Annotated in this window: 20 protein-coding genes; 3 read left to right on the forward strand and 17 right to left on the reverse strand. The window is 56.5% G+C overall.

The genetic code is table 11. The annotated features are described in order from the left end of the window. Positions 1 to 14 precede the first annotated feature (14 nt). From ftsA to ilvI, 17 genes are all read right to left on the reverse strand, one after another. Positions 15 to 1271, reverse strand: coding sequence for a cell division protein FtsA (ftsA, locus tag ACZ3HG_RS17070; RefSeq protein WP_048914885.1), 1257 nt, complete (start codon positions 1269 to 1271; stop codon positions 15 to 17). Beyond that, positions 1268 to 2113, reverse strand: a complete 846-nt coding sequence (ftsQ, locus tag ACZ3HG_RS17075) for a cell division protein FtsQ (protein WP_465333514.1) — start codon at positions 2111 to 2113, stop codon at positions 1268 to 1270. The genes ftsA and ftsQ overlap by 4 nt, the downstream gene beginning before the upstream one ends. Position 2114: 1 nt before the next feature. Further along, a complete protein-coding gene (locus ACZ3HG_RS17080; RefSeq protein ID WP_465333516.1) occupies positions 2115 to 3035 on the reverse strand; it encodes a D-alanine--D-alanine ligase in 921 nt (306 codons plus the stop codon). Continuing rightward, positions 3028 to 4503, reverse strand: a complete 1476-nt coding sequence (gene murC, locus ACZ3HG_RS17085) for a UDP-N-acetylmuramate--L-alanine ligase (protein WP_191934147.1) — start codon at positions 4501 to 4503, stop codon at positions 3028 to 3030. Before murC ends, ACZ3HG_RS17080 begins: the two co-directional genes overlap by 8 nt. 77 nt (positions 4504 to 4580) lie before the next feature. Further along, the gene (gene murG, locus ACZ3HG_RS17090; protein ID WP_465333518.1) at positions 4581 to 5645 is read right to left on the reverse strand and encodes an undecaprenyldiphospho-muramoylpentapeptide beta-N-acetylglucosaminyltransferase; all 1065 of its coding nucleotides are present in this window, start codon (positions 5643 to 5645) and stop codon (positions 4581 to 4583) included. A gap of 3 nt (positions 5646 to 5648) precedes the next feature. Then, positions 5649 to 6857, reverse strand: coding sequence for a cell division protein FtsW (ftsW, locus tag ACZ3HG_RS17095; RefSeq protein WP_191934149.1), 1209 nt, complete (start codon positions 6855 to 6857; stop codon positions 5649 to 5651). Further along, positions 6857 to 8173, reverse strand: a complete 1317-nt coding sequence (gene murD, locus ACZ3HG_RS17100) for a UDP-N-acetylmuramoyl-L-alanine--D-glutamate ligase (RefSeq protein ID WP_465333520.1) — start codon at positions 8171 to 8173, stop codon at positions 6857 to 6859. Before murD ends, ftsW begins: the two co-directional genes overlap by 1 nt. Before the next feature lie 2 nt (positions 8174 to 8175). Further along, on the reverse strand, positions 8176 to 9258 hold the full coding sequence (mraY, locus tag ACZ3HG_RS17105; protein ID WP_191934151.1) for a phospho-N-acetylmuramoyl-pentapeptide-transferase: 1083 nt from the start codon (positions 9256 to 9258) through the stop codon (positions 8176 to 8178). Next, positions 9252 to 10613, reverse strand: a complete 1362-nt coding sequence (murF, locus tag ACZ3HG_RS17110; RefSeq protein WP_465333522.1) for a UDP-N-acetylmuramoyl-tripeptide--D-alanyl-D-alanine ligase — start codon at positions 10611 to 10613, stop codon at positions 9252 to 9254. The genes mraY and murF overlap by 7 nt, the downstream gene beginning before the upstream one ends. Further along, on the reverse strand, positions 10610 to 12097 hold the full coding sequence (gene murE, locus ACZ3HG_RS17115) for a UDP-N-acetylmuramoyl-L-alanyl-D-glutamate--2,6-diaminopimelate ligase (protein ID WP_191936145.1): 1488 nt from the start codon (positions 12095 to 12097) through the stop codon (positions 10610 to 10612). Before murE ends, murF begins: the two co-directional genes overlap by 4 nt. Next, entirely contained in the window at positions 12084 to 13856 is a 1773-nt protein-coding gene (locus ACZ3HG_RS17120; RefSeq protein WP_191934154.1) for a peptidoglycan glycosyltransferase FtsI, read from the reverse strand. The genes murE and ACZ3HG_RS17120 overlap by 14 nt, the downstream gene beginning before the upstream one ends. Positions 13857 to 13871: 15 nt before the next feature. Then, the gene (ftsL, locus tag ACZ3HG_RS17125; RefSeq protein ID WP_062747519.1) at positions 13872 to 14192 is read right to left on the reverse strand and encodes a cell division protein FtsL; all 321 of its coding nucleotides are present in this window, start codon (positions 14190 to 14192) and stop codon (positions 13872 to 13874) included. Next, positions 14189 to 15130, reverse strand: a complete 942-nt coding sequence (gene rsmH / locus ACZ3HG_RS17130; RefSeq protein ID WP_465333524.1) for a 16S rRNA (cytosine(1402)-N(4))-methyltransferase RsmH — start codon at positions 15128 to 15130, stop codon at positions 14189 to 14191. The genes ftsL and rsmH overlap by 4 nt, the downstream gene beginning before the upstream one ends. 2 nt (positions 15131 to 15132) lie before the next feature. After that, positions 15133 to 15591 carry a division/cell wall cluster transcriptional repressor MraZ gene (gene mraZ, locus ACZ3HG_RS17135; RefSeq protein WP_062747515.1) on the reverse strand — a complete coding sequence of 153 codons (459 nt, stop codon included), beginning with the start codon at positions 15589 to 15591 and terminating at the stop codon, positions 15133 to 15135. 516 nt (positions 15592 to 16107) lie between these two features. Then, positions 16108 to 17118 (reverse strand): catabolite repressor/activator, encoded by a 1011-nt coding sequence (gene cra, locus ACZ3HG_RS17140; protein WP_191934156.1) that lies wholly within the window; start codon positions 17116 to 17118, stop codon positions 16108 to 16110. Positions 17119 to 17280: 162 nt separating this feature from the next. Then, positions 17281 to 17772 carry an acetolactate synthase small subunit gene (gene ilvN, locus ACZ3HG_RS17145; protein ID WP_062747511.1) on the reverse strand — a complete coding sequence of 164 codons (492 nt, stop codon included), beginning with the start codon at positions 17770 to 17772 and terminating at the stop codon, positions 17281 to 17283. A 2-nt stretch (positions 17773 to 17774) separates the two neighbouring features. Further along, entirely contained in the window at positions 17775 to 19499 is a 1725-nt protein-coding gene (gene ilvI / locus ACZ3HG_RS17150) for an acetolactate synthase 3 large subunit (protein WP_191934157.1), read from the reverse strand. 478 nt (positions 19500 to 19977) lie between these two features. On the opposite strand from ilvI, the gene leuL reads away from it, so the two are divergent. From leuL to leuB, 3 genes are all read left to right on the forward strand, one after another. Next, entirely contained in the window at positions 19978 to 20061 is an 84-nt protein-coding gene (gene leuL, locus ACZ3HG_RS17155) for a leu operon leader peptide (protein WP_118665871.1), read from the forward strand. 94 nt (positions 20062 to 20155) lie between these two features. Continuing rightward, positions 20156 to 21724 (forward strand): 2-isopropylmalate synthase, encoded by a 1569-nt coding sequence (gene leuA, locus ACZ3HG_RS17160; RefSeq protein ID WP_191934158.1) that lies wholly within the window; start codon positions 20156 to 20158, stop codon positions 21722 to 21724. Continuing rightward, positions 21725 to 22813, forward strand: a complete 1089-nt coding sequence (gene leuB, locus ACZ3HG_RS17165) for a 3-isopropylmalate dehydrogenase (protein WP_191934159.1) — start codon at positions 21725 to 21727, stop codon at positions 22811 to 22813.

Genomic DNA, 22813 nt, shown 5'->3' on the forward strand with positions numbered 1-22813 from the left:
CCCTTTGGTAAAAATTAAAACTCTTTTCTCAGCCAGCTGTTGATTTTCTTGAACCAATTACCCACTGAGGCTCTTTTTTCTACTTCTGCCTCACCGTTAAGGTGAGATTCTTTTCCGTAGTGCAATAAACCTACCGCTGTGGAGTAGTAAGGTTCCTGCGCGTAATCCGTTAATCCCGTGATATTCAGCGGCTGTCCGATACGTACCTGCGTGTGGAATACACGCTGGGCGCAAGCCGCCAATCCTTCAATTTGTGCCGCGCCGCCGGTCAGTACAATACCGGCCGCGAGGTGATGTTTAACGCCCTGCTGGCGAAGCTGTTCCTGCAGCTGCAGAATTTCGTCGTTCACCAGATTGAGCAGTTCGGTATAACGAGGCTCAATGACTTCAGCCAGCGTCTGCCGTTGCAGGCTGCGTGGTGGACGACCGCCTACGCTCGGCACTTCCACGTTTTCGTCTTTACCGACAATCGAGCCCAGCGCACAGCCATGACGCACTTTAATCGCTTCAGCATCTGTCGGCGGTGTGCCGAAAGCATAGGCGATATCGCTGGTGACCACATTGCCTGCATACGGAATCACTTTGGTATGGCGCAGCGCACCGCCGGTATAAACGGCGATATCCATCGTACCGCCACCGACGTCAACCACGCACACGCCCAGCTCACGTTCATCTTCAGTCAGTACCGCAAAGCTGGATGCCAGCCCAGCGAAAATGAGCTGATCCACTTTCAGCCCACAACGCTCAACGGCTTTGACGATGTTTTTCGCCATATCGTTGTGACAGGTAATCAGATGCACTTTGGCCTGCATACGGACACCGGATAAACCGACCGGGTTTTTGATCCCTTCCTGATAGTCGATCGCATATTCTTGTGGGATCACATGGAGGATGCGGTGTTCATCACGAACACGGACGGATTTAGCGGTATGTACCACGTTCTCCACATCTTCCTGCGTCACTTCTTCTTCGGAAATAGGAACCATCCCTATTTCGTTCTGGCAGCTGATATGTTTGCCCGATAATGCAAGGTAAACCGAGGAAATCTGACAGTCAGCCATCAGTTCGGCCTGATCGATAGCGCGCTGTACGCATTTCACTACCGATTCCAGGTCGTTAACACCGCCTTTATCCATCCCGCGAGACGGACAGCTGCCCACACCGATAATATTAACCATGCCATCAGGCAGAACTTCCCCTACCAGGGCGGCCACCTTCGCGGTGCCTATCTCGAGTCCAACTACCAGTTTTCTGTCCGTCGACTTGATCATTGTTGTTTAGCCTGTGCCTGAGTCTGTTGCTGTTGCTGATTACTGTCAGCGGCCGCTATGGGGGCCGGTGCCCATCCTACCGCTGCGCCAGAGTCGTAGCGCAGATCGACGTAGGTGATGACCTTATTGTCCGTCTGCGCCTGCTGTTGCAGGGTGGGGTATAATTCGATGAAACGCTGCAGCCGCTTCATATCTTCGTTACGCCCCAGTTCAAGCCGGATGTCATTATCTAACACCAACTGCCACGAACGCCGTGCGGTCATGGACGCCGCTTTCAGTTTCAATTTGCTGGCCGCCAGTACGTTACTCATCTGGTGAAAGCCGGTTAACACTTCGGACTCGCTGCCCTCCGGGCCATACAGCATCGGCATCACTTCTTTGCCGAGATGGCTGGCCGGGACGCTAAACGATTTCCCCTCAGCATCAACCATGTGCACATCATTCCAGCGTGCAACCGGGACATACTCCACCAGATGGATCTTTAATTCGTCTGGCCACTGCTTGCGTACACTTACCTGCTGGATCCACGGCAGGCGCTCAATCTGCTGCTGAATAATGTCGACGTCCTGCGACATAAAGGTACCGGGTTCGCCGAGCGATAAAATCGCCTGACGGATGTCATCGTTGGTGGTGTAATGCGTCTGCCCCGTCACTACCAGCTTCGACAACGGCAGCCTGGAAGCATCGTTCATCCACTTCAGCACCACTAACCCCCCGGCCAGCATCACGCCGATCACCATCAGCAGGAAAACAATGCCTGCCAGGCGCGAGCCGTTACTTCGACCGGTACGCGCTTTTTCCTGCGCTTCACGGTTGCGGACATTCAAAGCAGCCTGAGACATATCAGTCGGCCAGTTCCAGAATGCGTGCCACCAGCTGTGAGAAGTTCATCCCTGCCTGTTTGGCCGCCATCGGCACCAGGCTGTGGCTGGTCATCCCCGGAGACGTATTGACCTCCAGCAGATAGAAACGCCCGTCCCCGCCCATCATCACATCTACGCGACCCCAGCCGCTGCAGCCCAGCGCACGCCATGCGGCGATCACCAGTTCGCTTAATTCGGCTTCCTGTTCGGCGCTCAGTCCTGACGGACAGAAGTACTGGGTATCGTCAGAAATATACTTTGCTTCATAGTCATAGAACTCACTGGCGGTCTGAATGCGAATAGACGGCAGAATGTCGTCCCCAATCACGCCAACGGTGTACTCTGGCCCGCTGAGAAACGCTTCCACCAGCACTTCGTCGTCATGACGAAATGCCTCGTCCAGGGCCGCCGGGAACTGATACGCCTCATTGACCCGCGAGATACCCACGCTGGATCCTTCACGACTCGGCTTAACGAACAGCGGCAGCCCGAGCGCATCAATACTGGCCAGCACGTCAGGCGTCAGGCCGTCATCCATCTGCTGACGCGTCAGCGCCACAAAGGGCGACACCGGTAAGCCACAGCCCTGCCACAGGTATTTGCTGCGCAGTTTGTCCATAGTGATCGCCGAAGCCATCACGCCGCTGCCGGTGTAAGGGATCGCCAGATAGTCCAGTACCCCCTGCAACGTGCCATCTTCACCGCCACGGCCGTGAAGGGCGATAAAGGCTTTCGCAAAGCCCTCTTCTTTCAGACGCATCACCGGGAAATCACGGATATCAACCGGATGTGCATCAATACCCGCTTCCTGCAGGCCTTTCAGTACCGCAGCACCCGACAACAGTGATACGTCACGTTCTGCGGAGGTTCCACCCAGCAATACCGCTACTTTCTCAGCCATGATGTTCCTCTTTATTCGTCTGCAGTTGTAACTTTTGGTCCGCCAGGGTGCGGGCTATACGGCCAACGTTACCCGCCCCCTGCACCAGAATCAGGTCGTTGCCAGACAGTTTTGGCAACAGCATTTCCAGAACCGCATCGTGGTCAGAGACCAGGATAGGGTCAACCTTACCCCGGCCACGAATGGTCCGGCACAATGAGCGGCTGTCTGCGCCCGGGATCGGTGACTCACCGGCGGCATATACATCCAGCATCAGCAACACATCGACCTGTGACAGCACGTTAGCGAAATCGTCGTACAGATCGCGGGTGCGGGTGTAGCGATGCGGCTGGAAAATCATCACCAGATTTTTTTCCGGCCAGCCTGCCCGTGCGGCTTTAATGGTGACGTCAACTTCTGTCGGATGATGGCCATAATCATCCACCAGCATCGCTGTACCATGCTGACCGTTTACCTCGGCCAGCGGGTACTCCCCCAGGAAGTCGAAACGTCGCCCGGTCCCCTGGAAACTCAACAGCGCACTGAGAATATCTTGATCATCGATATTCTCTTCGGTCGCCACCGCCACCGCAGCCGCTGCATTTAGCGCATTATGGCGGCCTGGTGCATTGAGCGTGACGTGCATTAGCGGTTTATCATGACGCACCAGGGTAAAGTGGCCCTGTGCGCCGCGCTGCTCGTAGTTCTCTACACGCACGTCGGCATCTTCACTGAACCCGTACGTGGTGATCTGACGACCTACGCGCGGAATAAGATCGCGGATCACCGCATCATCCACACAGAGCACAGCGCGACCGTAAAACGGCAAATTGTGCAGGAAGTTAATAAACGTCTGCTTCAGATTTTCAAAGTCGCCCTGGTAGGTATCCATATGATCGGCTTCGATATTCGTCACGATGGCGACCATAGGTTGCAGATGCAGGAACGACGCATCGCTCTCATCCGCTTCTGCAATCAGGTAGCGGCTGCTGCCGAGACGCGCATGGGTCCCCGCTGCCTTGACCAGCCCACCATTCACAAACGTCGGATCCAACCCGCCTTCAGCATAAATGCTCGACACCATCGCCGTGGTGGTAGTTTTACCGTGCGTGCCGGCAACGGCGATACCATGGCGGAAGCGCATCAGTTCAGCCAGCATCTCAGCGCGACGGATCACCGGAATGCGCGCTTCACGCGCGGCAACCACTTCCGGGTTATCCTGGGATACAGCGGTGGAAACCACCACCACACTGGCATCACTGACGTTTTCCGGGCGATGGTGAAAGTAAATGGTCGCTCCCAGTGCGCTCAGATGCTGCGTCACCGCGTTCGGTGCCAGGTCTGAACCGCTAATTTCATACCCTTCATTCGCTAACACTTCGGCAATACCGCCCATGCCGGCACCACCGATGCCAACAAAGTGAATGTGCCGGACGCGACGCATCTCGGGCACGATAGAACGCAGTTTTGCCAGTTGCTGTGTATTCATCTCTTACCTGTGTTGCTGTGGTTCAGGCATCCCTGAACCCGACAGTTCTGGATCAGGCTGACCTGACCCCTGGAAAATCATTTTGCCGCTTTACTGACTTCGGCCGCGACACGCTCTGTTGCATCCGGGATGGCGACCGCGCGGGCTTTTTCTGCCATCTGCAATAGCGTGGCGCGATCCCAGCGGGTCAGCGTGGCAGCGACCCCTTCCGCGGTAAACTGCGGCTGTTCAAAAATTTTGGCGGCCCCAGCCTGTTCCAGTGGCAGGGCATTCCAGTACTGCTGGCGATCTTTGTGCTGGAAAGGCACAAAGATTGCGGGGAGCCCTGCGGCCGCCACTTCACTGACCGTCAGCGCACCGGAGCGACAGACCACCACATCAGCCCAGGCATAGGCGCTGGCCATATCGTCGATAAATTCCGACACCCGATGCTGTGTCTGGTTCACCCGCGCATAGTGCTGATTAACCGCATCCAGCGCGCCCTTGCCTACCTGATGCCACAGGCTGATGCCTTCGCCCAGCAGCTCTGCCACCTGTGGCATCGTCTGGTTCAGCACGCGCGCCCCCTGGCTGCCGCCGATCACCAGCACCCGCACGGGACCTTCTCTTCCCGCTAACCGCACCGCCGGTAACGGCAGGGCCAGTACGTCGGTGCGTACCGGGTTGCCCACCACTTCCGCTTTGGGAAATGCGCCGGGAAACGCCTGCATCACTTTAGTGGCGATTTTCGCCAGCCATTTATTCGTTAATCCAGCAATACCGTTCTGTTCATGGAGCACCACCGGGATACCGCAGCTCCAGGCTGCCAGTCCACCCGGGCCGGAAACATAGCCGCCCATACCCAGCACCACGTCCGGCTTCCAGGCTTTCATGATCGCCCGCGCCTGACGCCAGGCATTAAAAATGCGCAGTGGCGAGGCGATCAGCGCTTTGATTCCCTTACCGCGTAGCCCGCTGATCTGGATAAAATCAATGTCGATACCGTGCTTCGGGACTAAATCCGCTTCCATCCGGTCAGCGGTTCCCAGCCAGCGAACCTGCCAGCCCTGCGCCATCAGATGGTGCGCGACGGCCAGGCCCGGGAAGACATGTCCCCCGGTTCCGCCAGCCATCACCATCAGTCGCTTACCCGTCATCGACATCGACTACCCTCTGCTAAACGCCTGCGCTTTCGCCAGACGCGTTTCATAATCTATACGTAACAAAAATACGATAGCGGTCGACATGATAATCAGACTCGACCCCCCGTAACTGATCAGCGGCAGTGTCAGACCTTTGGTCGGTAACATGCCCGCTGCGGCACCGACGTTCACCAGCGCCTGAAAGCTGAACCAGACGCCGATTGAACAGGCGAGAAAGCCTGAAAAGCGCTGATCGAGCTCTAATGCACGACGTCCGATGGACATCGCGCGAAAAGCGACGAAGAATACCATTAACAACGCCAAAACCACACCGATATAACCCAGTTCTTCTCCGATAATCGAGAAGATAAAATCGGTATGCGCTTCCGGTAAATATTCCAGTTTTTGCACGGAATTTCCCAATCCCTGCCCCCAGAACTCGCCACGACCAAAGGCCATTAACGATTGGGTTAACTGGTAACCGCTGCCGAACGGATCTTCCCACGGATTCCAGAAAGAAGTGACACGTCGCATACGATAAGGTTCAGCGACAATCAGCAAACAAACGGCAAAAATACCCGAGCCGATAATCGCCAGAAACTGCCACAGCTTGGCTCCGGCAAGAAACAGCATGGCCAGCGTGGTAACAAACAGCACGACCACCGTACCCAGATCGGGCTGAGCCAGCAGTAATACCGCCAGCACCACCATCACCCCCATCGGCTTACAGAAGCCCCAGAAGTTGTTACGCACTTCTTCAACCTTGCGCACCAGATAGCTGGCGAGATAGCAAAACAGTGACAGCTTGGATAATTCTGCTGGCTGAATACGCAGCGGTCCGAGAGCGATCCAGCGCGAAGCACCATTAACCGAGCTGCCCACAACCAGCACGATAAGCAGCATCACTATCGTACCCATCAGCATGATGTTGCTGTAGCGCTGCCAGAAATCCATGGGCACACGCAATGTCACCAGCGCCATACCCATCGCCAGCAGGATGTAAAACGCATCACGCTTGGCAAAATAGAACGGGTCGTCATTCAAACGCTGACCCACCGGCATTGAGGCCGAGGTCACCATCACAAAGCCGAGGATGGCCAGACCAAAAGTCAGCCACAGCAGGGTACGGTCATAGAGAACGATTGAGCTCGTGTCGCTCTCTCGCGACCCCATCACCCAGGATTTCAGCCGTTCGGACAGGCCGCCAGCAAGACTCAGACCAGGAAAACGCATCAGTCAGCCTCCCGCGCCAGTTGAGCAAACAGATCGCCACGCTGCTCAAAGTTTTTAAACTGATCGAGGCTGGCGCAGGCAGGCGACAGCAGGACCAGGTCACCGGGCTGCACTTGAGCGGCAATCTGCTGCACCGCTTGCGCCAGGGTTTCGGTCTGGACGGCAATCTCCGGACGTAATGCTGCCAGCGCCTCACCGTCGCGCCCAAAACAGTAGGTACGAATGCGATCGCCCTGCAGATAGCGGGTCAGGGAGCTGAAATCCGCCGACTTACCGTCCCCCCCCAGCAACAGCCAGAGCGTACCTTTTACCTGTAAGCCATTAAGCGCGGCTTCAGTGCTGCCAACGTTGGTGGCTTTCGAGTCGTTAATCCAGCGCACGCCGTTATGCTCGTGAACCAGCTGGAAGCGATGCGGCAAACCGCCAAAAGTGGTCAGCGCTTTCAGGCTGCTTGCACGCGGCAGGCCAACGGCATCGGCCAGTGCCAGCGCCGCCAGCGCATTGGTATAGTTGTGCTGGCCCACCAGATTCATTTCAGCGGTGTTCAGCACCTTCTCGCCCTTGACCCGCAGCCAGGTACTGCCCTGCTGATGGTTGAGGTGATAGTCCCCCACGTCAGCCCCAAAGCTGACGCAGCGTTTATCGGCACCGCGCACCGGCATGGTCATCGCATCATCGGCATTCACCACGCAGACCGCCGCGTTTTCATAGACGCGCAACTTGGCTGCCCGGTACTGCTGCATCCCGAGCGGATAGCGATCCATATGATCTTCGGTGACATTCAGGATCGTTGCCGCTGCGGCCTGCAGGCTGTGCGTGGTTTCCAGCTGAAAGCTGGAGAGTTCGAGTACATAAAGCTGCGCAGGATTATCCAGCAACATCAGCGCCGGCAGGCCGATATTGCCGCCCACCCCCACCTGCCAGCCGGCGGCCTTGGCCATTTCGCCCACCAGCGTGGTGACGGTACTTTTACCATTGGAACCAGTGATGGCGACAATGGGTGCCTGGGCTTCACGGCAGAACAGTTCGATATCGCCCACGATCTCCACGCCCGCATCTGCCGCAGCCATCAGCGAAGGATGTGCCAGCGCCATGCCGGGGCTGGCAACAATCAGGTCGGCGTTTTGCAGCCAGTCGTCATTTAACGATCCCAGCCAGCGCTCAACGTTTTCCGGCAGCTTCTCCAGCCCCGGCGGCACGACACGGGTATCCATCACGCGCGGCGTTACGCCACGAGTGACAAAGAAATCAACACAGGAGAGGCCGGTCAGCCCCAACCCGATAATGACCACTTTTTTACCCTGATAGTCAGCCATAGTTAACGCACCTTCAGTGTTGCCAGGCCAATCAGCACCAGCATCAGTGAAATAATCCAGAAGCGCACGATGACGCGCGGCTCTGGCCAGCCTTTAAGCTCATAGTGATGGTGGATCGGTGCCATGCGGAAAATACGCTGGCCCCGCAGTTTGAATGAGCCAACCTGCAGGATCACCGACAGGGTTTCGACCACGAAGACCCCGCCCATGATCACCAGCAGGAACTCCTGACGCAGCAGCACGGCAATAGTACCCAGTGCGCCACCCAGCGCCAGTGAGCCGACATCGCCCATAAAGACCTGCGCCGGGTAGGTGTTGAACCACAGGAATCCCAGACCGGCCCCGACGATGGCCGTACAGACGATCACCAGCTCACCGGCATGGCGCAGATAGGGGATATGCAGATACTCAGCAAACTTAACGTTACCTGTAGCCCAGGCGACCAGGGCAAAGCCTGCGGCAACAAACACGGTCGGCATAATCGCCAGCCCGTCCAGGCCATCGGTCAGGTTTACTGCATTACTGGTGCCCACAATCACAAAGTACGCCAGCAGCAGGTAAAGCAGGCCCAGCTGCGGCATCACGTCTTTAAAGAACGGCACCACCAGCTCGGTCGCCGGCGTGTCTTTGCCAATCATGTACATTGCAAAGGCCGCCGCCAGAGCAATCACAGACTGCCAGAAGTATTTCCAGCGGGCGATCAGGCCTTTAGTGTCTTTGCGTACCACTTTGCGGTAATCATCAACAAAGCCGACGACACCGTAGCCCACCAGCACGAACAGCACGCACCAGACGTAAGGATTAGAGGGATAGGCCCACAGCAGCACCGAAATGGTGATGGAGGTAAGGATCATAATCCCGCCCATCGTCGGCGTGCCGCGCTTGCTGAAATGGGACTCCGGACCGTCGTTACGCACGACCTGGCCAAAGGACATTTCCTGCAGGCGGGCGATCATACGTGGCCCCATCCACAGGGAGATAAACAGCGCGGTCAGCAGGCTGACAATGGCGCGAAACGTCAGATACGAAAAGACGTTAAAGCCGGAATAAAATGCGACCAGATGCTCGGCCAGCCAGACTAACATGCGCCTTTCTCCTGTAAGGTGTGCACTACCTGCTCCATCGCGGCACTGCGCGAACCTTTAACCAAAACGGTAATCTGTGGATGTTGTGACAGCAGTGCCAGCGCGCGGACGCTGAGTGCCGCCTTATCGTGAAAATGTTCACCGACGCCGCTGGCATCAGAGATGGCCTGACTCAGTGAGCCCACGCTGAGTACCTTGTCGACCCCGGCGGCGTGGATCGCCGCACCCACCTGACGGTGGCACTCGACGGCTTCATCCCCTAACTCGCCCATATCGCCGACGATCATCACGCGGTAGCCCGGCATTTCGGCCAGCACCTGCGCGGCCGCCGTCATTGAGCCGACATTAGCGTTATAGCTGTCGTCCAGCAGTAACTTGTCCGTGCCCAGCACCACCGGGAACAGACGCCCCGGTACGGCGTTGAGCTGGCGTAATCCTTCCTGTATCGCACTTAATGGCGCACCGACGGACAGTGCCAGTGCGCTGGCCGCCAGGGCATTAGCGATGTTATGACGCCCCGGTAGTGGCAGGGTAATCGCCACGCTCCCCTGCGGCGAATGCAGCGTAAAATGCGTCCCCTGAGGAGTAATCAGCACGTCTGAGGCGTAAAAATCACTGTCGGACTGCTGCTCTGGTGAAAAGCGCCAGACGGTTTTCCCGTGCAGCACAGGCTGCCAGTGCGGCCAGTCGTTGCTGTCGCTGTTAATAATGGCGATACCGTGCAACGGCAGACCGTTAAAAATTTCCCCTTTGGCTTTCGCCACGCCAGCCAGCGAGCCAAAGCCTTCAAGATGGGCCGCCGCAAGGTTATTCACCAGCGCCGTTTCTGGTCGGGTCAGTTCGGTGGTGTAGCCGATTTCGCCCTGATGGTTCGCCCCGAGTTCGATCACCGCATACTGGTGCTCTTTCGTCAGGCGCAGCAGCGTTAAGGGCACCCCGATATCATTATTCAGGTTACCGGCGGTATACAGTGTCTCGCCGCATTGACGCAGCATGGCGGCGGTCATCTCTTTGACTGAGGTCTTGCCCGAAGAACCGGTCAGGGCAACCACGCGTGCGCCAGCCTGCTGACGCACCCAGCCTGCCAGCTGTCCCAGCGCAATGCGGGTGTCGGCCACCACCACCTGCGGCACGGCAACGGGTAAGTGCTTACTTACTAACAGCGCAAGCGAACCGGCCGTCAGCGCATCAGCCACAAAGTCATGTGCATCGAAACGCTCACCTTTCAGGGCAATAAACAGGCAGCCGGCAGTGACTTTGCGGGTGTCCGTGGTCACGGCTTCTATCGTCAGATCGCCGCCGTACAGCGTACCACCGGTAATGTCAGCCAGCTGGCTAAGGGTAAAAGCGATCATGCCAGCACCCCCAGCAGACGCGCGACGGTGACCCGGTCGGAGTAGTCGAAGCGCTGGTTGCCGATGATCTGGTAATCTTCATGGCCTTTGCCTGCCACCAGCACGATGTCGCCTTCCTGTGCCTGCATCACGGCGTTAGTGACCGCTTGCGCACGTCCCATCACCACGCGGGCGCGGCCTGCATCAAGAAGTCCGCTGAGGACATCAGCCACTATGGCGGCCGGATCTTCACTACGCGGGTTGTCGTCGGTGATCACCACAACATCAGCAAACTGTTCAGCAATCGCTCCCATTAGCGGGCGTTTACCTTTGTCACGATCTCCGCCGCAGCCAAACACGCACCACAGCTGACCTTTACAGTGCAGCCGTGCTGCTGCCAGTGCTTTTTCCAGCGCATCCGGCGTATGCGCATAATCCACCACCACGGTAGGCTTACCCGGGGCGGTAAAGACCTCCATGCGCCCGGTGACCGGCAGCAGCTGGCTGGCCGTAGCCGTTAAGGCAGCCAGCGGATAGTCCAGAGAAAGCAGGGTCGCCAGCGCGACCAGCAGGTTACTGACGTTGAAGGCTCCCATCAGACGGCTGTCGATCTCACCCGGCCCCCAGCTGGAGTCAAAGCGAACCGCAGCCCCCCCATCGTGATACTGAACTTCAGTGGCTTTCAGCCAGCGCCCGCGGCAGGTGGGGTTAATGTTGTTTTCCATGCTGACGGCCACGGCGTCTGGCAGATTTTCCAGCCAGCGGTGCCCCACTTCGTCATCAGCATTAATAATGGCCTGCCCCACCTGATGCTCTGAGAACAGCAGCCATTTCGCGGCTTCATAACGCGCCATATCACCGTGGTAATCAAGGTGATCGCGGCTGAGGTTGGTAAAGGCGGCCGCCGCAAACGGCAGAGCGGCCACACGGTGCTGTACCAGGCCGTGAGAGGAGACTTCCATGGCTGCCAGCGTCGCGCCCTTGCTGACCAGCGAGGCCAGCAGGTGCTGCACATCAACCGCAGAACCGGTGGTATTTTCTGCGGGGGCCAGATGGCCATACACGCCGTTACCGACCGTGCCCATCACCGCACCGGTTTCACCCAGCAGCTGGGCCCACTGTGCCAGCAGTTGGGTGATGGTGGTTTTTCCGTTGGTCCCGGTCACGCCAATCAGCTTGAGCTTCTCGCCCGGCTGCTGATAAAAGCGCCCTGCCAGGGCGGATAAGCGCTGAGAAAGCTGGGCAAGGTAAATGACCGGTACACCGTGCATGCGCACAATCTGCCCGTCTTCCGCCTCACCTTCGGCTTCGGCAATCACCGCCGCCACGCCCTGGGCAATGGCCTGGGGAATAAAACGGCGTCCGTCGGCCGCATGGCCTTTAATCGCCACAAACAGGTCGCCCGACGCCGCAAGGCGGCTGTCCAGGGTCATGTCACGCAGCGGAAGCTCCGGTGCGCCAGGCACCCACGGTGCCAACAGGTCGCGCAGATTACGATCGGTCACTCGGTCCCTCATTCTTGTTAGTTACCATCTCGTTCTTGTCACTGGTGGGAGTCGGTAACGCATCCGGTTCAACGTTCATGGTGCGCAGTACGCCGCCCATGATGGCGCCAAATACCGGTGCGGAGACCGCACCACCGTAATATTTGCCCGCCTGAGGATCGTTAATGACCACCACCAGTGCAAAACGAGGGTTGCTTGCCGGTGCGACACCCGCGGTATAAGCAATGTATTTATTGACGTATTTTCCATCCGGGCCGACCTTTTTGGCCGTACCCGTTTTAATAGCAATGCGGTATCCCTTGATCGCGGCTTTCACGCCACCGCCGCCCGGGAGAGCAACGCTTTCCATCATGTGCAGAACGGTGCGCACCTGCGCTTCAGGGAAAATGCGCTGACCCGCCACTGGCGGGTCAACTTTGGTAATCGACAGCGGACGGTAAATGCCGTAGCTGCCCATCGTTGCGTAGACTCGCGCTAGCTGTAACGGCGTTACCATTAGCCCGTAGCCGAAAGAGAAGGTGGCCCTCTCTATGTCAGACCACCGTTGTTTTTGAGGATATAAGCCACTGCTTTCTCCGACCAACCCCAAATTGGTCGCTTTGCCTAACCCAAAACGAGAGTAAGTATCTACTAACGCACTGGACGGCATCGCTAACGCCAGTCTGGAAACACCAACGTTTGACGACTTCTGAAGCACCCCGGTCAGGGTCAATTCGCTGTAGCGAGCCACGTCTTTAATTTCGTGGCCGTTAATCCGGTAAGGCACGGTGTTCAGTACGCTGCCTTCGCGCACCACGCCACGCTGCAGGGCAGCCATCACCACCATCGGTTTGACGGTAGAGCCCGGTTCAAAAATATCGGTGATCGCGCGATTACGCATCACGTCTTTCGTCGTACCCGCCAGGTTATTCGGGTTATAGGCCGGGCTGTTCGCCATCGCCAGCACCTCACCGGTGTTTACATCCACCAGCACCGCCGTGCCCGATTCCGCCTTGTTGAAAGCAACGGCATTATTCAGCTCGCGGTAGACCTGCGCCTGCAGACGCTCGTCGATGCTCAACGCCAGGTTGTGTGCCGCCTGGCTGTCTACCGAGGAGATATCCTCAATCACCCGTCCGAAGCGGTCTTTACGCACCGTCCGTTCACCCGGCTGGCCGGTCAGCCATTTATCAAAGCTTTTTTCTACGCCTTCGATACCCTGGCCGTCGATATTGGTGAACCCAATCAGATGTGAGGTCACCTGCCCGGCAGGATAGTAGCGACGTGATTCTTCCCGCAGAAAGATGCCCGGCAGTTTCAGTTTTTTGATGTAATCGCCAATGGCAGGATTCACCTGACGAGCCAGATAAACGAAGCGGCCTTTCGGATTGGCATTCACGCGCGCTGCAAGCTGGTCGAGGGGAATAGAGAGCGCATCGGAAAGGGCCTTCCAGCGGCTGTCGAGGGTGATCCCCCCTTTGTCGTGCAGCTCTTTGGGATCGGCCCAGATCGCATTCACCGGCACGCTGACGGCCAGAGGTCGGCCCGCACGGTCGCTGATCATCCCACGTGAAGTGGGGATCGCCTGTACGCGCAGCGAGCGCATATCGCCCTCACGCACCAGCCGATCGGGGTTGATCACCTGCAGATAGGCCACCCGCATCAGCAGCCCGACCAGGGCCAGAAAAATACAGCCGCACAGCAACGCAAAACGCCAGCTAACAAAGCTGGCCTGATCTTCCTGGCGTTTCGACTTCTGCGTCTTACTTGCGGCTCTCATTGAGTCCGTGTGTCCTTATCGCTGTACCACAATATTTTCCTGAGAAGGATCAACATGCTGCATCTGTAGTTTCTCCGTTGCTATCCGTTCCACCCGGCTATGATCGCCCAGTGCATTTTCTTCCAGAATCAGGTTGCGCCACTCAATGTCCAGCGCGTCACGCTCCAGCACCAACTGCTCACGCTGCGCGGTAAGCAGACGCGTTTTGTGCGCGGTGGTGACGACCAGCACTGCCGAAACCAGCGAGGCAATCAGCAGGATCAGGGGGATCTTGCCATGCCGCAATATATCGCCACCTATCACACCCGGCAGGCTGTGACGCTCATTACCGATCATGATTCGGTACGCTCCGCAATACGCAGCACCGAGCTGCGGGCGCGCGGGTTGTCCGCCACTTCACTCTCACCCGGCATCATCTTGCCCAGTGCTTTCAGGCGGCGACCACCCAGACTGTTAAGTTGCGCTTCGGTCATGGGTATACCATGCGGTATCTGTGGCCCACGGCTCTGTTCGCGCATAAAGCGTTTTACGATGCGGTCTTCCAGCGAGTGGAAGCTGATCACCGAAAGCCGACCACCGGGTGACAGCGCGCTCAGTGAGCCTTTCAGCGCCTGTTCGATCTCATCCAGCTCACTGTTCACCCAGATACGGATGGCCTGGAAACTGCGCGTCGCCGGATGTTTAAATTTATCTTTTACCGGCGTGGCGACATAAATCACCTCGGCCAGTTCTTTCGTCCGCGTCATAGGCTGTTCACGATTGCGCTCCACGATGGCGCGGGCGATACGTTTGGCAAACCGCTCCTCACCGAAGGTCTTCAGCACAAAAACAATGTCCGCCTCTTCCGCTTTCAGCAGCCATTCTGCCGCCGACTGGCCGCGCGTAGGGTCCATGCGCATATCCAGCGGTCCGTCACGCATGAAGGAGAAGCCGCGCTCGGCATCATCCAGCTGTGGGGAGGAGACGCCAAGATCCAGCAGGATCCCGTCAATCTTGCCACTCAGCCCACGCTCTTCCGCGTATTCAGCCAGCGCCGAAAAGGGGCCATGGATAATGGTAAAGCGGGGATCGTCGATCTCAGCGGCGGCGGCGATCGCCTGCGGATCGCGGTCGATAGCATACAAACGTCCCTTCTCGCCCAGTTGGGAAAGGATCAGGCGTGAGTGTCCACCGCGCCCAAAGGTGCCATCAATATAGATGCCGTCAGGGTGAATATTGAGGCCGTTTACCGCCTCGTCCAACAGCACTGTGGTGTGTTTAAAATTATCCTGCATAGCTATAACGACAAATCCTGCAACCGGTCAGAGAGAGGTTCCTGAGAGGTGTGCTCTGCGTCAATATCTTCCTTGACTTGTTGATACCAGGTCTGTTCATCCCACAGCTCAAACTTGTTGAACTGCCCAACCAGCATCACTTCTTTGGTGAGGTTCGCATGCTGACGAAGCGTGTTCGCCAGCAGTAAGCGACCTGCATTATCCATCTGGCATTCACTGGCGTGCCCCAGCAGCAGACGTTGTACACGGCGCTCTGCGGGGTTCATGCTGGATAAACGAGACAGCTTTTGTTCAATGATTTCCCATTCGGGTAAGGTGTAAAGCAGCAGGCATGTCTGGTGAAGGTCAATGGTACAAACCATTTGCCCTTGTGATTCCCCGATCAGCGTTTCGCGGTAGCGCGTCGGCACGGCAAGCCGGCCTTTGCTGTCGAGATTGACTAACGTTGCTCCACGGAACATGCCAGCCTCACCCCCCAGATCCCCAAAATCACCACTTAACTCCACAAATTCCCACCAAAAGAGTGTACGGAGCAGAGGAAATCATTGTCAAGCCGCATACATAGCCGATTGGCATTATTTCTTCGGAGGAGTAAACACGGGGAAGTTAAAAAAAAACCAAATGAAGATAAATCTTAGAAATAAACTAATGAATAACGTCAGGAAATTCTTGTGAACCCCTTAATTGCTCAAAAAAATACCACTTTATCTCCGCACAAAATAAGCTGCCCGCTTTGCGACGTGGGCGGCATTTTAGGTTATTTCTTAAAACTTTCCCAGCATAACCCTTCTGAGCCCTGACGTTCCGCGCTCCGTCAGGTTGCAGAGTATTTATAAACGTCAGGGTTTATAATCAGATGCTGACATTACCGCACTCTTTTTACTTTTATTTACCTGAGGTAACACCAGATTAGCGGTTAAATTGTGCGCTTAAGGTTTAAAAGATATGAAAAAGGCAGCTTTCGCTGCCTTGTGAACTTAGTTCGTTTTACGGTTTAGTCGCCCACGCCGATATAGATTTCGCCGGATCCGCGTCAAACCAGGTTTCGGTTTACGGGGTTCATCCAGACTGGCGAGCACCAGTTCCAGCACTCGTTCTGCCACGTCCCGATGCCGCTGGCCCACCGCCAGAACCGGGCACTCGAGGAAATCGAGCAGTTCATGATCGCCGAAGGTGGCAATCGCCAGATCCTGCGGAAGCCTGCCCTCACGGCGCAGCGTCACGTCCATCACGCCCTGCAACAACCCGAAAGAGGTAGTGAACAGCGCTTCCGGCATCTCATGGGTTTCGAGGTATTTTTCAAACAGCGTGGCCGCCGCACTGCGTTCAAAACTGTTGGCGTAAATAAAGTCTATGGGACGATCGTCCCCTTTCCAGGCATCACGGAAGCCCAGCTCACGCAGGAAGCTAACGGACAGCTCCGGCAGTGCGCCAAGAAAGAGCACGGATTTGGCCGGGAGCTTGCGCAGTTCGGCCCCCAGCGCTTCGGCATCATCCTGGTCTGCACCCACCACGCTGGTGAAATGTTCACGATCCAGCGCACGATCCAGCGCAATAATCGGTAACGGGTCGTTGATCCAGCGCTGATAGAAAGGATGCTCCGGCGGCAGGGAGGTAGAGACGATAATCGCATCAACCTGTCGTTGCAGCAGATGCTCCACGCAGCGCATTTCATTATCCGGCTGGTCTTCCGAGCAGGCAATCAGCAGTTGATAACCGCGCTGGCGTGCCTGGCGTTCCAGATAGTTTGCAATCCTTGTGTAGCTGGTATTCTCCAGATCGGGAATAACCAGTCCTATCGAACGGGTGCGCCCGGCGCGTAACCCTGCCGCCACCGCGTTCGGATGGTAATTATGTTCACGCACCACCGCCATGACTTTCTCGACGGTTTTATCGCTGACACGATACTGCTTGGCCTTGCCGTTAATGACATAGCTGGCCGTCGTGCGCGAAACACCCGCGAGGCGCGCAATTTCATCCAGTTTCACAATAACCCCACACTTCGCTATGGATTAGTATTTGTAACATCTAACCGCAGAATACCTACGTGAGCAACCGCTTTTCATCTGCGGCGGGGGCTTTATGACAAAAATAAAAAAACCCGGCATTACGCCGGGTTAACTGACAATCTTAATTATCACGCTGGCGCATCAGCGCATGATGCGTTCGCCGCGTGCAACACCGACGATCCCGGATCGGGCGACCTCAACAATTTCCGCCACTTCGCGTACGGCACTGAGGAACGCATCCAGCTTATCGCTGGTGCCGGCAAGCTGAACCGTATAAAGCGACGGTGTGACATCCACGATCTGCCCGCGGAAGATCTCAGCGCAGCGCTTCACCTCTTCACGACCATAGCCGCTGGCCTGAATCTTCACCAGCATGATTTCGCGCTCAACAAATGCGCCCTGGCCCAGTTCGCTGACGCGCAGAACATCCACCAGCTTGTGCAGCTGCTTTTCGATCTGCTCAATCACCTTCTCGTCGCCCACCGTCTGAATGGTCATCCGCGACAGCGTAGGATCGTCTGTCGGGGCCACGGTGAGGCTCTCAATGTTATAGCCACGCTGGGAGAACAGGCCTACCACGCGGGACAATGCGCCGGATTCGTTTTCCAGCAGAACCGATAATACACGACGCATAATTAAGTCCTCTCCGTTTTGCTCAACCACATCTCGTCCATACCACCACCGCGAATATGCATCGGGTAAACGTGTTCCGTGCCGTCAACGTTAACGTCGACAAAGACCAGGCGCTCTTTCGCCAGGTGTTCCAGCGCTTCCGTCAGCTTCGCTTCCAGCTCGTCCGGGCGGCTAATGGAGATCCCTACGTGACCATAGGCTTCCGCCAGGCGGACAAAATCAGGCAGCGACTCCATATAAGACTGGGAGTGACGGCCGGAATAGATCATGTCCTGCCACTGCTTCACCATGCCCAGGAAACGGTTGTTCAGATTGAGCACCAGCACCGGAATGCCGTACTGCAACGCAGTGGACAGCTCCTGAATATTCATCTGAATACTGCCATCGCCCGTGACACACACCACGGTTTCCTGCGGTAACGCCAGTTTCACGCCCAGCGCAGCCGGTAAGCCGAAGCCCATCGTGCCCAGACCACCGGAGTTGATCCAGCGGCGGGGCTTATCAAACTGATAATAGAGTGCAGCAAACATCTGGTGCTGACCCACGTCAGAGGTCACATACGCATCGCCATGGGTCAGACGACAGATGGTTTCAATCACCGCCTGAGGTTTGATCTTATCGCTGGTGCGATCGAATTCGAGGCACTGGCGCGAACGCCACTGATCGATATTCTGCCACCAGTCGCGCACGCTGTCGTAATCCTGCTTCACATCGCTCTGCGCCAGCAGTTCCAGCATCTGTTGCAATACCTGCTTGGCATCGCCGACGATCGGCACATCCGCTGAAACGGTTTTAGAGATGGACGTCGGATCAATGTCGATATGCAGTATGGTGGCGTTGGGGCAGTATTTTGCCAGGTTATTAGTGGTACGGTCATCGAAGCGTACGCCAACGGCAAAAATGACATCAGAATGGTGCATCGTCATATTGGCTTCGTAGGTACCGTGCATCCCCAGCATCCCCACGCACTGACGATGTGTTCCCGGGAATGCCCCCAGCCCCATCAGTGAGGTGGTGACAGGAATATTCAGCGTTTCAGCCAGCTGACGCAGCTCATCGTGGCAGGCGGCGTTAATCACCCCACCCCCGGCGTAGATCACCGGTTTTTTGGCAGCCAGCAGCGTTTGCAACGCGCGTTTGATCTGGCCTTTATGGCCCTGCGTCGTCGGATTGTATGAACGCATACTGACTTCATCAGGCCAGACGTATGGCAGTTTATTCGCCGGGCTCATCATGTCTTTCGGCAGGTCGACCACCACCGGTCCGGGACGTCCGCTGGCGGCCAGCCAGAAGGCTTTCTTCATGATGGTGGGGATATCTTCAACCCGCTTCACCATAAAGCTGTGCTTCACCACCGGGCGGGAAATCCCCACCATATCGCACTCCTGGAAGGCGTCATAACCGATCAGGGAGGACATCACCTGACCGGACAACACCACCATCGGAATGGAGTCCATATAGGCGGTGGCAATGCCGGTAATCGCATTGGTCGCACCGGGGCCGGACGTGACCAGCACGACACCAACATCGCCGGTCGCTCGGGCATAGCCGTCCGCCATATGGACAGCACCCTGTTCGTGACGGACCAGGATATGATCCACGCCGCCCACCGTTTGCAGAGCGTCATAGATATCAAGGACCGCTCCGCCGGGATAGCCGAATACATGTTTTACGCCCTGATCGATTAACGATCGGACTACCATCTCGGCTCCTGACAACATCTCCATTTTTGCCTCCAGGCTTTAAGGTGCTGATTTATCGACCATCGCGCAGACGTTTAAGGGCTGCGGGCGGCAGATAAGGTCAAAACCTGTTTTTATTATGCTCAGACAGTGGAAGTCATTTCCAACATCCAGGTACAGGGCGAAGCCCCAGTTTTTCGAGGTTATGGCAAATACCATAACCGTAGAAAAGTTGGCAGGCAAACGGCAAACCCTACGACACGTGCGGAAAGGGATAATTAAGGCTCTGCCGCCCTCCCCCTGCCATCGACGTTTACACTGTAATTCTGCGCTTCATAAAGCGGAATATACTGTGGTGATGAAATATACATTGTGATCGTTTTGTTATTAAAACCCTGCGGCCTTTAAAGCCCGGCGGCGCAAATAATGCCCACACTCCGGGAAGCGTTATTGAAGGTTGACAGCTCCGGTCTTAATCAGGTATCAATAAAGTCACTTGCAGAATTTAATGAGGTTTGAGTCCATGATTCGTTCCAACCGCCTACTCGGTCTACTACTAAACGCATCCCCTTTGCGCGGTAGACTTGTGGGCGGAATCAATCACTGATTCAGGCCTGTAAAACCTAAGAAACCCGCGCCGATGCGCGGGTTTTTTTATGCTCGCAGCACCCGGCGACGTAAACCCGATAAGGAACTATCCCATGAGCGACCACGTCATTATTTTCGATACCACACTGCGCGATGGCGAACAGGCATTACAGGCCAGCCTGAGTGTGAAGGAAAAACTGCAGATTGCCCTGGCGCTGGAGCGTATGGGCGTTGACGTGATGGAGGTCGGTTTTCCGGTTTCGTCCCCGGGGGATTTTGAATCGGTGCAGACCATCGCCCGTCAGATCAAAAACAGCCGGGTATGTGGCCTGGCCCGCTGTGTGGAAAAAGATATCGACGCCGCCTATGAAGCGCTGCGCGTGGCAGATGCCTACCGTATCCATACCTTCCTCGCCACCTCCCCTATGCACATCGCCACTAAGCTGCGCAGTACCCTGCCAGAGGTGATCGAGCGCGCCGTTAAAATGGTGAAGCGCGCACGTAACTACACCGATGACGTCGAATTTTCCTGCGAAGACGGCGGCCGTACGCCGATTGACGATCTGTGCCGGGTGGTGGAAGCCGCGATTAACGCCGGGGCCACAACCATTAACATCCCAGACACCGTCGGCTACACCCTGCCTTACGAATATGCCAATATTTTCAGCGCGCTGCGCGAACGCGTACCCAATATTGATAAAGCCATCCTGTCCGTACATACCCATGACGATTTGGGGATGGCGGTCGGCAATGCGCTGGCGGCAGTGAATGCCGGTGCCCGTCAGATTGAAGGGGCGATGAACGGTCTGGGTGAGCGCGCCGGAAACTGTGCGCTGGAAGAGGTCATCATGGCGATTAAAACCCGCGGTCAGTTGATGAACGTTCAGACGCGGATTAATCATCAGGAGATCTACCGTACCTGCCAGACCGTCAGCAAAATCTGCAATATGCCTATCCCGGCGCACAAAGCGATTATCGGTTCCAACGCCTTCGCTCACTCCTCTGGTATTCATCAGGATGGCGTACTGAAAAATCGTGAAAACTACGAAATTCTGACACCGGAATCCATTGGCCTGAAACAGGTTCAGCTGAACCTGACTTCCCGTTCCGGGCGCGCAGCCGTCAAGCACCGCATGGAGGAGATGGGCTACACCGACGCCGAGTACAACATGGATACGTTGTACGATGCGTTCAAAGCGCTGGCCGATAAGAAAGGCCAGGTATTCGACTACGACCTGGAAGCCCTGGCGTTTATCAATAAACAGTCTGAAGAGCCGGAATACTTCACACTGGATACTTTCAACGTGCAATCCGGTTCAACGGTCATTGCCACTGCCACAGTACAGTTGGGCTGCGGCGAACAACAGAAAACCGAAGCGGCCACCGGTAACGGTCCGGTGGATGCCGTTTACCAGGCCATCAACCGTATCACCGACTTTGATGCCGAGCTGATCAACTACCAACTGACCGCGAAAGGCCACGGCAAAGACGCGCTGGGTCAGGTGGATATTGTGGTGCAGTACAACGGCCGTAAATTCCACGGCGTTGGCCTGGCGACAGATATTGTCGAATCCTCCGCTAAAGCAATGGTGAACGCGCTGAATACCATCTGGCGCGCGCGTCAGGTGGAGCAGGAATTGCAGCGTAAGTCTCAGAATAAAGATCAGAAGGAAGCCGTATAAATGTCCCGTACTTACCATATTGCTGTATTACCCGGTGACGGCATCGGCCCGGAAGTGATGGCACAGGCCAGTAAAGTGCTGGAAGCCATTCGCCAGCGTTTTAATCTGCGTATCTCCACCAGCGAATACGATGTCGGTGGCATTGCCATCGATCGCCACGGTGTGCCACTGCCTGATGCTACGGTAAAAGGCTGTGAGCAGGCTGACGCCATTCTGTTCGGTTCGGTCGGTGGCCCAAAATGGGAGCATCTGCCCCCGACAGAACAGCCGGAGCGCGGCGCTCTGCTGCCCCTGCGTAAACATTTTCAACTGTTCAGCAATCTGCGACCAGCCAGCCTGTATAAGGGGCTGGAAGATTTCTGCCCGCTGCGCCGCGATATTGCCGATCAGGGCTTTGATATACTGGTGGTGCGCGAGCTGACTGGGGGGATCTATTTCGGTCAGCCGAAAGGCCGCGAAGGCAGTGGCATGCACGAACGCGCCTTCGACACCGAGGTATATCACCGCTTCGAGATCGAACGCATTGCCCGGATCGCCTTTGAATCGGCACGCAAGCGCCGCAGCAAAGTCACCTCTATTGATAAAGCCAACGTGCTGCAGTCCTCGATTCTCTGGCGTCAAATCGTCAATGAAGTGGCGCAGGACTACCCGGACGTTGAGCTGAGCCATATGTATATCGACAATGCCACCATGCAGCTGATTAAAGCCCCGTCGCAGTTCGACGTGATGCTCTGCTCTAATCTGTTTGGGGACATTCTGTCCGATGAATGTGCCATGATCACCGGCTCCATGGGGATGCTGCCCTCCGCCAGCCTGAACGAAAAAGGCTTTGGGCTGTTCGAACCGGCGGGCGGCTCTGCGCCGGACATCGCCGGGAAAAATATCGCCAACCCGGTGGCACAAATCCTGTCGCTGGCCCTGCTGCTGCGCTACAGCCTGAATGAAACCGGGGCGGCAGAGGCTATTGAACATGCCATTAATCGTGCACTGGCTGAAGGTTACCGCACCGGTGACCTGGCGGGCAGCGGCACGTCAATCGGCACCGATGAAATGGGCAGCACCATTGCCCGGTTTATTCGCGAAGCATAA

The organism is Erwinia sp. PME.40.26/001, from assembly GCF_055556675.1.